Source organism: Mixta tenebrionis (assembly GCF_006517625.1).
Lineage (GTDB): Bacteria > Pseudomonadota > Gammaproteobacteria > Enterobacterales > Enterobacteriaceae > Mixta > Mixta tenebrionis.
Genome location: NZ_VHQI01000003.1, coordinates 234,033 through 246,764, shown reverse-complemented (window position 1 = coordinate 246,764; position 12,732 = coordinate 234,033). Strand labels below are relative to the sequence as shown.

The window sequence follows — 12,732 nt, the reverse complement described above, 5'->3', positions numbered from 1 at the left end:
CACGCATATGACACTACTTAATCCCTACTTTGGCGAATTTGGCGGTATGTATGTGCCGCAGATTCTGATGCCCGCGCTGCGTCAGCTGGAAGAAGCCTTTGTCAGCGCCCAACGCGATGCGGACTTTCAGGCGCAGTTTACCGATTTACTGAAAAATTACGCCGGCCGTCCTACCGCCCTGACGCTGTGCCGCAACCTGACCGCCGGCACGAAAACCCGCCTCTATCTGAAGCGCGAAGATCTGCTGCACGGCGGCGCGCATAAAACCAACCAGGTGTTGGGTCAGGCGCTGCTGGCGAAGCGCATGGGAAAAACGGAGATTATAGCGGAAACCGGCGCGGGCCAGCACGGCGTCGCCTCCGCGCTTGCCAGCGCGCTGCTGGGCCTTAAGTGTCGTGTTTATATGGGCGCGAAGGATGTCGAGCGTCAGTCGCCCAACGTATTCCGCATGCGGCTAATGGGCGCCGAGGTGATCCCGGTACACAGCGGCTCCGCCACGCTGAAAGATGCCTGTAACGAGGCGCTGCGCGACTGGTCCGGCAGCTACGAAAAAGCGCACTATATGCTGGGCACCGCCGCCGGGCCGCATCCCTATCCCACTATCGTGCGTGAATTCCAGCGCATGATCGGCGAAGAGACAAAGGCGCAAATGCTGGCGGCGGAAGGTCGTCTGCCGGATGCGGTTATCGCCTGCGTCGGCGGCGGTTCGAACGCTATCGGCATGTTCGCCGACTTTATCGATGAGCCGGATGTGGCGCTGATCGGCGTTGAACCTGCCGGGCACGGCATTGAAACCGGCGAGCACGGCGCGCCGCTGAAGCATGGACGCGTCGGCATCTATTTCGGCATGAAATCACCGATGATGCAAACCGCAGATGGGCAGATTGAAGAGTCCTATTCGGTTTCTGCCGGTCTCGATTTCCCCTCCGTCGGGCCGCAGCACGCTTATCTGAACAGTACTGGCCGCGCCGATTATGTTTCAATTACCGATGACGAAGCGCTGGATGCTTTTAAAAAGCTGTGCCGCGCGGAGGGCATTATTCCGGCGCTGGAATCTTCCCATGCGCTGGCGCATGCGCTGAAAATAATCGGCCAGCATCCGGACAAAGAGCAGCTGCTGGTGGTGAACCTTTCCGGACGCGGCGATAAAGATATTTTTACCGTTCACGATATTTTGACAGCGCAGGGAGAAATCTAATGGAACGTTATCAGCAACTGTTCAAACGCCTGCAGGCCAATAAAGAAGGCGCCTTTGTTCCGTTTGTCACGCTGGGCGATCCCACGCCGGCGCTTTCGCTGCAGATTATCGATGCGCTGGTAGAGGCGGGAGCGGACGCGCTGGAGCTGGGCATCCCTTTCTCCGATCCGCTGGCCGACGGCCCCACTATCCAGAATGCCACGCTGCGCGCCTTTGCCTCCGGCACCACGCCCGCACACTGCTTTGAGATGCTGGCGACCATTCGCCAGAAATATCCCGATCTGCCCATTGGCCTGCTGATGTATGCCAATCTGGTGTTTACCAACGGCATCGATGAATTTTATGCCCGCTGCGCGCAGGCGGGCGTCGATTCAGTGCTGGTTGCCGATGTGCCGATAGAGGAATCCGCCCCCTTCCGCCAGGCGGCGCTGCGTCATCATATCGCGCCGATCTTCATCTGCCCGCCTAACGCCGATGACGATCTGCTGCGCGCTATCGCCTCACACGCGCGCGGCTACATCTATTTGCTGTCGCGTGCCGGGGTAACCGGCGCGGAAAATCGCGCCAGCCTGCCGCTGAAGCATCTGGTGGATAAGCTACGCGAGTATAACGCCGCTCCTACCCTGCAGGGATTCGGCATTTCCGAACCGGCGCAGGTAAAAGAGGCGATCGCCTGCGGCGCCGACGGCACGATCTCCGGCTCGGCCATTGTGAAAATCATTGAACGGCATCACGCCGAGCCGGCGACCATGCTGGCCGAGCTGAAGCAATTCGTCAGCGCGCTGAAGGCGGCCACGCGCTAGGTTTCCTCGTGCCTTACATCAGGTAAGGCACTCTTTATCCACATCTTTTTTCCCCGGTCTGATTTGTATTTTTCGCTACCCTCAACCACACTTAGCACGCCGTTTATCGAAACGGTAACAGCCTTTTTAAACAGGGAGTAGCAGGATGAAACTGAAGAAATTATTTAGCGGTACAGTCGCCGCCGCCGCCGTCGCTCTGTTGCTGAGCGCCTGTGCGCCAACGTCGAAACAGGAAGGTACCGGCGGCTATATCGATGACACCGTGGTGACGACGAAAGTAAAAACGGAATTTTTGCGCGATGAGACGCTGAAGGCGCGTGAGATTAATGTGGAAACCTTTAAGGGACGCGTGCAGCTGAGCGGGTTTGTTTCTTCGCCGCAGATGGCGAATCATGCGGTGGAAGTAACGCGTCGCGTGCCTGGCGTGAAATCCGTGGTTAACAACATGCAGATTAAATAAGCCGGCTTTAAGGCCGCGGTAGCGCGGCCTTGAAAGACGCCGGTGCTCTCGATAGCGGTTCGCCCCGCGCCCAACGATGATTTCACATCAGGCGTTACGGGCAGAACAGTGCTGTTAACGGCCCTTTGCGTTAAATCTCTACCTGGTTATTGCCCGACACTGTCGTTCGTTTTCCTGTCCGCCTGACAAAAGAAAATAACTGCAAAATGCCCCCTTAAACCGCAGGCTTAATTACTTTTTCCGCCTCGCGCGGAAACTTTTCACACAGCGCTTCGCCCATTTCAATGACCGCATCGACAAAATCGCCATCCAGCTTAATTTCAGGATGCTGTCGGAGCACCTCCACCAATACCGCCCCTACCAGTAGATCACTTTTTAACGCCAGTGTCATAAACGCCTCCGGTTTCGCTTGAAATATAACGTGATCTATAGCACAAGTTTTAACGCTTCGGGCCGGCGCACCGCCTGGCCCGGTGCCGTTCAGATCCAGGCTAAATCAGACAATTATCCTGTTCTGCTGGCTACAGCAAACTAACCGGGCTTGCTGAAGCGGCGCCATCTCCGCAATCCGGCATGTACGGCTAACTTTCAGCTGGTAAATGACAGCTCATGCTTTTTTTTAAAATGCGCTTGAATTTAAAATAAAAGCACGGGCATCCGCTGCTCTGCTTGTTATAAATGTTAAAAATTATCATGCATAATGATAAGATTTACGTTGCGGGAAAAAAGCGAAAGGATTATTTTGCTCTTCTTCCCGTGTGATTTTGGTTCGATGCCTCGGAGGGGCGGGCGATCAAATGAGCGATATTGTGAATCCCTGTGTTTCCTGTGGCGCCTGCTGCGCCCATTTCCGCGTTTCCTTTTACTGGGCCGAAGCTGACGATGCCGGTGGGCAGGTGCCTGCCGCCATGACCGAGCCGCTTAATCTGCTGATGCGCAATATGCGCGGCACCAATGCGCGCGCGCCGCGCTGTGTCGCGTTACAGGGCGAACCAGGCCAGTGCGTCTCCTGCGGCATTTATGAAAACCGTCCTACCCCCTGCCGCGATTTTGCCATGTCGGGCGAGAATGGCGTCTGGAATGAAGCCTGCGATCGGGCGCGGGCAAAATATGGCCTGCCGCCGCTGTTTCCCGCCGGCCTGCCGTCAGTTACGGAAAGTTATGTAAGTCTGGGTGCCAGTTCCGCGTCAGACCATGTACAATCGCCGGATCTGTAAACCGGTTATTATCAAAGGAGTGTACATGTCCATCACGGCGGGCTCGCTATACCGTGACACGGGTAATTTTTTACGCCATCAGCTGGTAACTATTGTGCTGATCGCGCTGCTGACCTCATTTATCACGGTCATGCTTAATCATGCGCTAACGCCAGACGCTGCCCAGCTCTCTATTCTGAGCGAAGGAGATGACGGCACGACCCGATCGTTGATCAAAATCATTCAGGATATGACGCCTGAACAGCAGCAGGTTCTGCTGCACGCTTCAGCCGCCGGCACCCTCGCGTCGCTGGTGGGCAATACGCTGCTGCTTGGCGGGATGCTCTGTCTGATTCAGCTGGTTTCATCAGGCCAGCGCATCAGCGCCCTGCGCGCTATCGGCGCTTCCGCGCCTTTACTGCCGCGCCTGCTGCTGCTGACGTTTCTTATCACGCTGCTGGTGCAGCTGGGCTTTATGGCGCTGGTTATCCCCGGCCTGCTGCTGGGCATTCTGTTTTCGCTGGCCCCGGTGATTCTGGCTACGGAAAAAAGCGGAGTTATCGCGGCGATGCGCGCCAGCTCCCGCCTCGCCTGGGCGAATATTAAGCTGATTTCGCCGGCGGTGCTGGTCTGGATACTGGCCAAGCTGGCGCTGCTGCTGATGGCCGCCTCGTTTGCCGTTTTGCCCGCCAACGTCGCTGCAATAGTGGTTAACGCCCTGAGCAACCTGGTATCGGCAATTCTGATCATTTACCTGTTCCGTCTTTATATGCTGCTGCGTTAAACGCGAACGGCATAGCTGCTATGCCGTTACGTTGTTACCTGCAAGCGCCATCTGGAATTAACTATGAAACAACTACTCGACTTTCTTCCGCTTGTCGTCTTTTTCGTTTTCTACAAGCTATACGATATTTATGTCGCCTCCGGGGCGCTGATTGTGGCTACCGGCCTCGCGCTGGTAGCCAGCTGGATTATGTATCGTCGCCTGGAAAAAATGACCATCATCACCTTCGTACTGGTTGCGGTATTTGGCACCCTGACGCTGATCTTCCACAACGATGAGTTTATTAAGTGGAAAGTTACGGTCATCTATGTCCTGTTTGCGCTGGCTATGCTTTACAGTCAGTTCTTTATGGAAAAACCACTGATCCAGTCGATGCTGGGTAAAGAGCTGCAGCTGCCGCAGCCGGTATGGCGCCGGCTGAATATCGCCTGGGCTATCTTCTTTTTCGCCTGCGGCGCGGCGAATATCTACGTTGCCTTTTGGCTGCCGCAGGCGTTCTGGGTTAACTTTAAGGTATTCGGCCTTACCGGGCTGACGCTGCTGTTTACTCTGATAAGCGGTATCTATATCTATCGTCTGATGCCGCAACAGCAAAAATAAACGTTTCGCCCGTCGCTAAGCGCCGGGCTTTTATTACCTGACAAGAACTGAGCAATGGATAACGATCGCAAGCCGCAAGGCGAGATGGTGTTACGTACCCTGGCTATGCCGGCGGATACCAATGCCAATGGGGATATTTTCGGCGGCTGGCTGATGTCGCAGATGGATATCGGCGGCGCGATTCTGGCGAAAGAGATCGCCGAAGGCCGGGTAGTAACGGTGCGCGTGGACGGCATGACCTTCCTTAAACCGGTTGCGGTGGGCGACGTGGTCAGCTGCCACGCCCGCTGTATCCGCACCGGCAGCAGCTCGATGACGATTAATGTCGAAGTCTGGATTAAAAAAGTCTCTTCCGAGCCGCTGGGCCAGCGCTACTGCACCACGGAGGCCAGCTTCGTTTACGTCGCGGTTGATGCAGAAGGAAAATCGCGCCCGCTTCCTGACGGAAAAAGCCACTTCCAGTCGGCGGAGTAGATAAAAAAACGGCTGCCCTGGGGCAGCCTTTTTTTCAGCAGCCAGCGCTATTCGATACTGGCGCCGCCGTTAATACGGAACACGATAGTCATCGTCAGGTTGCTGCCCGGTTTGCCGCTTTCGTAACGCCATTTTCTCATCGCCTGCTTAACGTCACGCTCAAACATATTGCGCGGCTGGGCGGAAAGAATACGGATATTATCAACCCGCCCATCGCTATCCACATCGTACTGAACGCGAACGCGCCCTTCGATGCGCAGCGCAAAAGCGCGCGCCGGATAGGCGGGCTTGCCTACGCTCAGCGCCCGCGGACCGGTTGATATGGCGCGCGAAGGCGCAGTGGATCGCGTCGGCGCGGTGGATGGACGGGACGAGGCCGATGTCGGGCGATCATTGTCAAACGGCGAAGCCTGACGCGGTTCAGGATGCGGTTTCACCTCTTTACGCGGCTTAACCACTTCTTTTTTAACCGGCTTTGGTTTCGGCTTCGGCTTAGGTTTGGGTATCGCTACCGGTTCCGGTTTCGGCGGCTCCGGTACCGGCTCAGGTTCAGGTTCAGGCTGCGGTTGCGGCGCGGCCTGCGGCGGCGCAGACTGAGGTTCCGGCTGCACCTCAGGCGCTACCAGCGAGACGCTGATAGGCTGCGAGGTTTCAGGCGCTTCAATCACCTGATGAAATGAGGTATAAAGCAAAGCGGCAATCACGCTGCCGTGCAGCACCACTGAAAGCAATACGGGTATTGATAAGCGGCGAGGTAAAGGAGTCGTCAGCGTTGTCATAACTATTCGATTGATTAAGTGAAGCATCGATTTTAAATGCAAATAGCAATCAGTTTCAACAACTCAGCCACCCTGCGGATCAGAAAAAAGTGTAAAAACCCGGTTCGTTGCGACAGGTCAACATTGCCGTATCTTTTCATTTGCACAAGTAGTTACGATAACTTAACGTAGCTGTCAAACTGACCCGCCCCCCTACAGGAGTAACTATCGTGCTGTATGTCATTTATGCTGAAGACAATGCCGATTCGCTGGAAAAGCGTAAGGCTGTGCGTCCGGCTCACCTTGCCCGCCTGCAGCTGCTGCGGGATGAGGGGCGCCTGATTGTCGCTGGCGCTATGCCTGCGGTTGACAGTAACGATCCTGGCGTCGCGGGATTTACCGGCTCAACGGTCATTGCGGAGTTCCCTTCACTGGAAGCGGCACAGGCCTGGGCCGCAGACGATCCTTACATTGCCGCTGGCGTCTACAGGCAGGTGGCGGTTAAACCGTTCCGACGCGCTATGTAAACCGGGAATGCCCCGCTGTTGCGCAGCGGATGCGTCTGGCTCGCTGTTTTCAGTACGCTTTGTTCGCCGCTCGCTTAGTGCAACCTGCAATCTGCCGGACAGCGCTTCCCCACTCCGGCAGCTTTCTTATCCTCGCGGTTCCTGCCCGCCGCCCTGGCTTACCGTAGCGACATACGGCAGCGCACTCATCCGACCACACAAATTGCTCAGCGTTAAATTGTACAACTTAAATTTTGCTGTATAACTTTATCCGGCAGCAATAAATTACGCGCCAGCTCAGCGCTAAAAGCTCGGCCTCGCCCGCTTTTAGCACGTTTTATTTATGCGCCGCCAGCCGTAGTGCTTTTTAACGCGCCAGGCGGCGCGCCATGTTATGGGGTTTTAGCATGCAACAGCTTTCCACTACGGAGTCGCAAATTTCTCAATATTTCGCAACGTCTGTAGCGCCATCCAGCAGCGAAAAAGAGGTGATTGCGGCGATCTGCAGCGAGCTGGCCAGCACTAAAAGCGCCTTCGGTAATAAAGATATTATTCTGGCTCTGCTTGAAAAGCTTGAAACGGAAGAAGATACCTTACTGTGCAATATTTATCGCCGGGCGCTGGAGACGATTATCCAGCCGACGCCGCAAGAGGGATTTTAATGGTTACGGCGGTGTGCCGGATGATAGTTTGCCGTTGAACAGCAGACAGGGAGCCGGACGCTCCCTTGTTAACATCGTCAGAACTGATTATGAATAAACAGCACTGAACGGCGCTGCTGCTGCGCCAGCCGATGCCGGATAACATGGATACGCCGGTAACGACGCGACTGCCCTTCCAGCCAGCGCGAACGCCGGCGCTGAACCTGACGCAACATGCGCCAGCGAGCAACTTCGTTTTTGCTCCGCCTCATAACAAATACCTGATTGCATAACAACGCGGCGCATTATAAACCCATTTAGCGCGTGACAACATCCTTCGCCGTCGCCGGACGCCGACAAAGGGTTTCGCACTCAGCCATCTCCACGTACACTTCATCCATCAAAGCGCGAACAGGATTTCCACTTAATGACTACATTTTATACTCTGGTCAGCTGGCTACTGTTTTTTGGCTATTGGTTGCTGATTGCGGGCGTAACGCTGCGTATTTTAATGAAGCGCCGCGCGGTTACCTCAGCAATGGCCTGGCTGCTGATTATTTATATCCTGCCGTTGGTGGGAATTATCGCCTACCTCTCTTTTGGCGAGCTCTACCTGGGGAAGCGCCGGGCGGAGCGCGCGCGCACTATGTGGCCTTCAACGGCCAAGTGGCTGAATGATTTAAAAAACTGCCATTCAATTTTCGCTACCGAGCACAGCGACGTGGCGCGATCGCTGTTTCAGCTGTGTGAAAATCGTCAGGGCATTGCCGGAGTTAAAGGTAACCAGCTACAGCTGCTGACCAGCACCGATGACACCATGAAGGCGCTGATCCGCGATATTCAGCTGGCGCGCCATAATATTGAGATGGTGTTCTATATCTGGCATCCGGGCGGCCTGGCGGACGAGGTAGCGGAATCGCTGATGGCGGCGGCGCGGCGCGGCGTTCACTGTCGGCTGATGCTCGATTCGGCGGGCAGCGTCACTTTCTTTCGCAGCCCGTGGCCGGCGATGATGCGCAATGCCGGTATCGACGTGGTGGAGGCGCTGCAGGTCAGCCTGCTGCGCGTTTTTCTGCGCCGCATGGATTTGCGCCAGCATCGTAAAGTGGTGCTGATCGATAACTATATCGCCTATACCGGCAGCATGAACCTGGTCGATCCACGCTATTTTAAACAGGACGCCGGCGTCGGCCAGTGGATTGATCTTATGGCGCGTATGGAAGGGCCGGTAGCTACCACCATGGGAATCATCTACTCCTGCGACTGGGAGATTGAAACCGGCAAGCGCATTCTGCCGCCGCCGCCGGATACCAATATTATGCCGTTCGAGCAGGAGAGCGGACACATTATCCAGGTAATCGCGTCCGGCCCCGGTTTTCCTGAAGATATGATTCATCAGGCGCTGCTGACGGCGGTCTATTCAGCGCGCGAACAGCTGATTATGACTACGCCCTACTTTGTTCCCAGCGACGATCTGCTGCACGCCATCTGCACCGCCGCGTTACGCGGCGTTGAGGTAAGCATCATCGTGCCGCTGCACAATGATTCGCTGCTGGTCGGCTGGGCCAGCCGCGCCTTCTTTACCGAACTGCTGGAGGCGGGGGTAAAAATCTATCAGTTTGAAGGCGGCCTGCTGCATACCAAAAGCGTGCTGGTCGACGGGCAGCTTAGCCTGATCGGTACGGTAAATCTGGATATGCGCAGCCTGTGGCTTAACTTTGAGATTACGCTGGTAATTGACGATGACGGTTTCGGCAGCGATCTGGCGCACGTGCAGGATGATTATATTGCCCGTTCCCGCCTGGTGGACGCCAGACGCTGGGCCCATCGCGCATGGTGGCAGCGAATCGTTGAACGACTGTTTTACTTCTTCAGCCCGTTACTGTAAAAGGTGCGGCAAATGCGACCACGCCTGCGGGCATACAGGACAGATTATGGACTTAAACAACCGTCTTACCGAAGATGAAACGCTGGAACAGGCTTACGATATCTTTCTTGAGCTGGCGGGCGATAACCTCGATCCGGCCGATATCATCCTGTTTAATTTGCAGTTTGAAGAGCGCGGCGGCGCGGAGCTGTTCGATCCTTCTGAAGACTGGCAGGAGCACGTTGATTTCGATATTAACCCGGACTTTTTCGCTGAAGTGGTGATTGGCCTTGGCGAGGCGGAAGGCGAACCGGTAACCGACGTGTTCGCACGCGTACTGCTCTGCCGCGAGAAAGATCACAAGCTGTGCCATATTCTCTGGCGGGAATAGCGCTGCCTGAGCGCCCCTTTTGCCGCCGCACGATGCACAGCTGCGTTGCGCGGGAAGACGTCGGCCTGAAACAGAAAAACGGCTGCGTAAGGCAGCCGTTTTTCTCGCTGCTTACAGCGGATCAACCTTCAGGCAGGAAACCGCATGGCGGAAACTGCCCTCCAGCAGCGGACGCGTTTTGGCGCACTCCGGTCCGGCAATGGGACAGCGCGTGCGAAATACACAGCCCGACGGCGGATTGATCGGCGACGGCAGCTCTCCTTCCAGCAGCTGGATCTCCTTGTTTCTCTCCCGATCGGGATCGGGAATCGGCACGGCCGACATCAGCGCACGGGTGTAGGGATGCTGCGGATGGTTATACACCTCGCTGTAGGTGCCCAGCTCCACCGCATGGCCGAGATACATCACCAACACGCGATCGGAAATATGCTTTACCACCGCCAGATCGTGCGCGATAAAGATCAGCGACAGCCCCATCTCACGCTGCAGCTGCTGCAGCAGGTTAACCACCTGCGCCTGAATAGAAACGTCCAGCGCCGATACCGGCTCATCGCAGATAATCAGCTTCGGTTCCAGAATCAGCGCGCGCGCGATACCGATGCGCTGGCACTGACCGCCGGAAAACTCATGGGGATAGCGGTTAATCAGGTTCGGCAGCAGCCCCACCTTCATCATCATCGTTTTGACGCGATCCTTGATTTCCTGACGCGGCATTGAGGGGTGATAAGTGCGCAGCGGTTCGGCAATAATATCGCCGATAGTCATACGCGGATTCAGCGAGGCCAGCGGATCCTGGAAAATCATCTGGATATCGCTGCGCGCCCTGCGCCACTCCTCTTCGCTCTGGCCGAGCAGATCGCGCCCCAGCCAGGCGACGCGTCCTTCCGTGGCCTTCACCAGACCAATAATCGCCCGCGCCAGCGTCGATTTACCGCAGCCCGATTCGCCCACCACGCCCAGCGTTTCGCCTTCATACAGGCGCAGGCTGACGCCATCTACCGCCTTCAGCGTTTTAGCCGGCTGCCAGAACCACTGTCGGCCATCTTTAATCTCGAAATGCACCTTCAGATCGGCGATTTCAAGCAGCACTTTTTTCTCAGCTACGGCGCTCATGCTAACTCCTCCACCGGCTTAAAGCAGGCGCGCAGGCGCCCCGCGCCAAAAGGTTCCAGCGGCGGCGCGCTGGCGCAAATGTCCATTGCGTAAGGGCAACGCGGCTGAAACGGACAGCCCGCCGGCAGGCGTAACAGGTTCGGCGGATTGCCCGGAATCGTCATCAGCGTGTCGCCTTCGGTATCGAGACGCGGCACCGCGCTGAGCAGCCCCAGCGAATAGGGATGCGTCGGCTGATAAAAAACGTCGCGCGCCCTGCCATATTCCATGGTACGCCCGGCGTACATTACCAGCACCTTATCGCAGATACCTGCCACTACGCCTAAATCGTGGGTAATCATGATAATGGCGGTGTTAAATTCATGCTTCAGCTCGTTCAGCAACGTCATGATCTGCGCCTGTACGGTCACATCCAGCGCGGTGGTCGGCTCGTCGGCGATCAACAGCTTCGGCCGACAGAGCAGCGCCATAGCGATCATCACGCGCTGGCGCATCCCACCGGAAAACTCATGGGGATACATCCGCATACGCTTGCGCGCTTCCGGCATTTTCACCGCATCCAGCATCCGCACCGACTCTTCAAACGCCTGCGCCTTGCTTAAGCCTTTATGCAGCTGTAGCACCTCCATCAGCTGCTCGCCGACGCGCAGATAGGGGTTCAGCGAGGTCATCGGGTCCTGAAAAATCATCGCTACCTGCTCAGCGCGCAGCCGGTTAAGCTGCTTCTCCGGCAGGTTAAGAATTTCGCTGCCGTTAAAGCGCGCCGAGCCGGTAATAGTGCCGTTGCTGGCTAACAGCCCCATCAGGGCAAAGGCGGTTTGCGATTTGCCGGAGCCGGATTCGCCCACGATGCCCAGCGTTTCTCCCGCCCGCAGGCTGAAGTTGAGATTATTGACGGCGGTAACCGCGCCGTCCGGCGTGCTGAAGGTAACGCGCAGATCTTTTACGTCAAGCAACAGGTCGCTTCCCGCATTTGGCGTTACCGCCGGTTCCAGTTCAATCGTACTCATCGGGAAACTCCTTAACGATCTTTCGGATCGAGGGCGTCACGCAGGCCATCGCCGATAAAGTTGAAGCAAAACAGCGTCACTACCAGGAAACCGGCGGGCCAGAGCAGCAGCCACGGCGACACCTCCATTGAGTTAGCGCCGTCGCTAAGCAAAGCGCCCCAGCTGCTGAGCGGTTCCTGGGTTCCCAGCCCCAGGAAACTGAGGAAGGATTCAAACAGGATCATGCCCGGCACCAGCAGCGAGGCGTATACCACCACCACGCCCAGCACGTTCGGCACAATATGGCGCAGCACAATATTAATGGTGGAGACGCCGCCGACCTGCGCCGCTTCAATATACTCTTTTCGCTTCAGGCTCAGCGTTTGCCCGCGCACGATACGCGCCATATCAAGCCAGGAAACCATACCGATGGCCACGAAGATCAGCAGGATGTTTTGTCCGAAGAAAGTTACCAGCAGAATGACGAAGAACATAAACGGAAAGGAGTTGAGGATCTCCAGCAGGCGCATCATCACCGAGTCGGTTTTGCCGCCGAGGTAGCCCGCCAGCGTGCCGTACAGCGTGCCCACAACTACCGCTACCAGCGCGGCGGCAATACCCACCATTAATGAAATACGTCCGCCAATCGCGACGCGCACCAGCAGATCGCGCCCGGACGAATCGGTGCCGAAGTAGTGCCCGGAGGCGATATCCGGCGCGGCGGACATCATCGCCCAGTCGGTGTCGTCGTAGGTAAAAGGCGAGACCCAGGGAGCGATAATTACAAACAGCGCGATCAACAGCAGCATAAACAGGCTGACCAACGCCGCGCGGTTGTGGATAAAACGACGCCGCGCATCCTGCCACAGGCTACGCCCTTCCACCTCAAGTTTTTCGCTGAAGGAATCCAGCGCAACGCTATTTTTCTTACTCAATAACATGGCGAACCCCG

Annotated in this window: 17 protein-coding genes; 11 read left to right on the top strand and 6 right to left on the bottom strand. The window is 56.5% G+C overall.

Features of this window, described 5'->3' with window-relative positions; all coding sequences use genetic code 11:
• The first annotated feature begins 7 nt into the window (after window positions 1-7).
• The 3 genes from trpB to FKM52_RS06715 all read left to right on the top strand — a co-directional run bounded on the left by trpB (window position 8) and on the right by FKM52_RS06715 (window position 2,461).
• Complete coding sequence (gene trpB, locus FKM52_RS06725; protein WP_141175424.1) at window positions 8-1,198, top strand: tryptophan synthase subunit beta; 1,191 nt, start codon at window positions 8-10, stop codon at window positions 1,196-1,198.
• Window positions 1,198-2,001: a tryptophan synthase subunit alpha gene (gene trpA, locus FKM52_RS06720; RefSeq protein ID WP_141175423.1), complete on the top strand. Its 804-nt coding sequence runs from the start codon at window positions 1,198-1,200 to the stop codon at window positions 1,999-2,001. The genes trpB and trpA overlap by 1 nt, the downstream gene beginning before the upstream one ends.
• Window positions 2,002-2,146: 145 nt before the next feature.
• Window positions 2,147-2,461, top strand: coding sequence for a BON domain-containing protein (locus tag FKM52_RS06715; protein ID WP_141175422.1), 315 nt, complete (start codon window positions 2,147-2,149; stop codon window positions 2,459-2,461).
• Between the two features lie 214 nt (window positions 2,462-2,675).
• On the opposite strand, the gene FKM52_RS21650 is transcribed toward FKM52_RS06715, so the two are convergent.
• Window positions 2,676-2,852 (bottom strand): hypothetical protein, encoded by a 177-nt coding sequence (locus FKM52_RS21650; RefSeq protein ID WP_160250183.1) that lies wholly within the window; start codon window positions 2,850-2,852, stop codon window positions 2,676-2,678.
• 406 nt (window positions 2,853-3,258) lie between these two features.
• Here FKM52_RS21650 and FKM52_RS06710 point away from each other — a divergent pair, with 406 nt between their 5' ends.
• The 4 genes from FKM52_RS06710 (at window position 3,259) to yciA (ending at window position 5,515) form a co-directional block, all read left to right on the top strand.
• The gene (locus FKM52_RS06710; protein WP_141175421.1) at window positions 3,259-3,678 is read left to right on the top strand and encodes a YkgJ family cysteine cluster protein; all 420 of its coding nucleotides are present in this window, start codon (window positions 3,259-3,261) and stop codon (window positions 3,676-3,678) included.
• Between the two features lie 25 nt (window positions 3,679-3,703).
• Entirely contained in the window at window positions 3,704-4,441 is a 738-nt protein-coding gene (locus tag FKM52_RS06705; protein ID WP_141175420.1) for a YciC family protein, read from the top strand.
• 63 nt (window positions 4,442-4,504) lie between these two features.
• Window positions 4,505-5,041, top strand: coding sequence for a septation protein A (locus FKM52_RS06700; RefSeq protein ID WP_141175419.1), 537 nt, complete (start codon window positions 4,505-4,507; stop codon window positions 5,039-5,041).
• Window positions 5,042-5,095: 54 nt separating this feature from the next.
• Window positions 5,096-5,515, top strand: a complete 420-nt coding sequence (yciA, locus tag FKM52_RS06695) for an acyl-CoA thioester hydrolase YciA (RefSeq protein WP_141175418.1) — start codon at window positions 5,096-5,098, stop codon at window positions 5,513-5,515.
• A gap of 47 nt (window positions 5,516-5,562) precedes the next feature.
• Here the strand turns inward: yciA and tonB are convergent, their stop codons facing one another.
• On the bottom strand, window positions 5,563-6,294 hold the full coding sequence (gene tonB, locus FKM52_RS06690; protein WP_141175417.1) for a TonB system transport protein TonB: 732 nt from the start codon (window positions 6,292-6,294) through the stop codon (window positions 5,563-5,565).
• Window positions 6,295-6,503: 209 nt separating this feature from the next.
• On the opposite strand from tonB, the gene FKM52_RS06685 reads away from it, so the two are divergent.
• Window positions 6,504-6,800, top strand: coding sequence for a YciI family protein (locus tag FKM52_RS06685; RefSeq protein ID WP_141175416.1), 297 nt, complete (start codon window positions 6,504-6,506; stop codon window positions 6,798-6,800).
• Window positions 6,801-7,186: 386 nt separating this feature from the next.
• Entirely contained in the window at window positions 7,187-7,441 is a 255-nt protein-coding gene (locus FKM52_RS06680; RefSeq protein ID WP_246085505.1) for a biofilm development regulator YmgB/AriR family protein, read from the top strand.
• 77 nt (window positions 7,442-7,518) lie between these two features.
• On the opposite strand, the gene FKM52_RS06675 is transcribed toward FKM52_RS06680, so the two are convergent.
• Window positions 7,519-7,692, bottom strand: coding sequence for a YciY family protein (locus FKM52_RS06675; RefSeq protein WP_141175415.1), 174 nt, complete (start codon window positions 7,690-7,692; stop codon window positions 7,519-7,521).
• A gap of 155 nt (window positions 7,693-7,847) precedes the next feature.
• Here FKM52_RS06675 and cls point away from each other — a divergent pair, with 155 nt between their 5' ends.
• Window positions 7,848-9,308: a cardiolipin synthase gene (cls, locus tag FKM52_RS06670; RefSeq protein ID WP_141175414.1), complete on the top strand. Its 1,461-nt coding sequence runs from the start codon at window positions 7,848-7,850 to the stop codon at window positions 9,306-9,308.
• A 46-nt stretch (window positions 9,309-9,354) separates the two neighbouring features.
• Window positions 9,355-9,678: an HI1450 family dsDNA-mimic protein gene (locus tag FKM52_RS06665; RefSeq protein ID WP_141175413.1), complete on the top strand. Its 324-nt coding sequence runs from the start codon at window positions 9,355-9,357 to the stop codon at window positions 9,676-9,678.
• A gap of 111 nt (window positions 9,679-9,789) precedes the next feature.
• Here FKM52_RS06665 and oppF read toward each other — a convergent pair whose 3' ends face one another.
• The 3 genes from oppF to oppC are packed head-to-tail and all read right to left on the bottom strand — an operon-like array spanning window position 9,790 to window position 12,721.
• Window positions 9,790-10,791: a murein tripeptide/oligopeptide ABC transporter ATP binding protein OppF gene (gene oppF, locus FKM52_RS06660; protein ID WP_141175412.1), complete on the bottom strand. Its 1,002-nt coding sequence runs from the start codon at window positions 10,789-10,791 to the stop codon at window positions 9,790-9,792.
• Entirely contained in the window at window positions 10,788-11,801 is a 1,014-nt protein-coding gene (oppD, locus tag FKM52_RS06655; RefSeq protein WP_141175411.1) for an ABC transporter ATP-binding protein, read from the bottom strand. Before oppD ends, oppF begins: the two co-directional genes overlap by 4 nt.
• Window positions 11,802-11,812: 11 nt before the next feature.
• A complete protein-coding gene (gene oppC / locus FKM52_RS06650; RefSeq protein ID WP_141175410.1) occupies window positions 11,813-12,721 on the bottom strand; it encodes an oligopeptide ABC transporter permease OppC in 909 nt (302 codons plus the stop codon).
• Window positions 12,722-12,732: the final 11 nt, after the last annotated feature.

Coding starts and splice junctions, on each gene's coding strand:
- trpB (WP_141175424.1), top strand. CDS start 8: ATGACACTACTTAATCCCTACTTTGGCGAATTTGGCGGTATGTATGTG.
- oppF (WP_141175412.1), bottom strand. CDS start 10,791: ATGAGCGCCGTAGCTGAGAAAAAAGTGCTGCTTGAAATCGCCGATCTG.
- FKM52_RS06675 (WP_141175415.1), bottom strand. CDS start 7,692: ATGAGGCGGAGCAAAAACGAAGTTGCTCGCTGGCGCATGTTGCGTCAG.
- FKM52_RS06705 (WP_141175420.1), top strand. CDS start 3,704: ATGTCCATCACGGCGGGCTCGCTATACCGTGACACGGGTAATTTTTTA.
- oppC (WP_141175410.1), bottom strand. CDS start 12,721: ATGTTATTGAGTAAGAAAAATAGCGTTGCGCTGGATTCCTTCAGCGAA.
- FKM52_RS21650 (WP_160250183.1), bottom strand. CDS start 2,852: ATGACACTGGCGTTAAAAAGTGATCTACTGGTAGGGGCGGTATTGGTG.
- FKM52_RS06680 (WP_246085505.1), top strand. CDS start 7,187: ATGCAACAGCTTTCCACTACGGAGTCGCAAATTTCTCAATATTTCGCA.
- yciA (WP_141175418.1), top strand. CDS start 5,096: ATGGATAACGATCGCAAGCCGCAAGGCGAGATGGTGTTACGTACCCTG.
- FKM52_RS06665 (WP_141175413.1), top strand. CDS start 9,355: ATGGACTTAAACAACCGTCTTACCGAAGATGAAACGCTGGAACAGGCT.
- tonB (WP_141175417.1), bottom strand. CDS start 6,294: ATGACAACGCTGACGACTCCTTTACCTCGCCGCTTATCAATACCCGTA.
- FKM52_RS06710 (WP_141175421.1), top strand. CDS start 3,259: ATGAGCGATATTGTGAATCCCTGTGTTTCCTGTGGCGCCTGCTGCGCC.
- trpA (WP_141175423.1), top strand. CDS start 1,198: ATGGAACGTTATCAGCAACTGTTCAAACGCCTGCAGGCCAATAAAGAA.
- FKM52_RS06715 (WP_141175422.1), top strand. CDS start 2,147: ATGAAACTGAAGAAATTATTTAGCGGTACAGTCGCCGCCGCCGCCGTC.
- oppD (WP_141175411.1), bottom strand. CDS start 11,801: ATGAGTACGATTGAACTGGAACCGGCGGTAACGCCAAATGCGGGAAGC.
- cls (WP_141175414.1), top strand. CDS start 7,848: ATGACTACATTTTATACTCTGGTCAGCTGGCTACTGTTTTTTGGCTAT.
- FKM52_RS06700 (WP_141175419.1), top strand. CDS start 4,505: ATGAAACAACTACTCGACTTTCTTCCGCTTGTCGTCTTTTTCGTTTTC.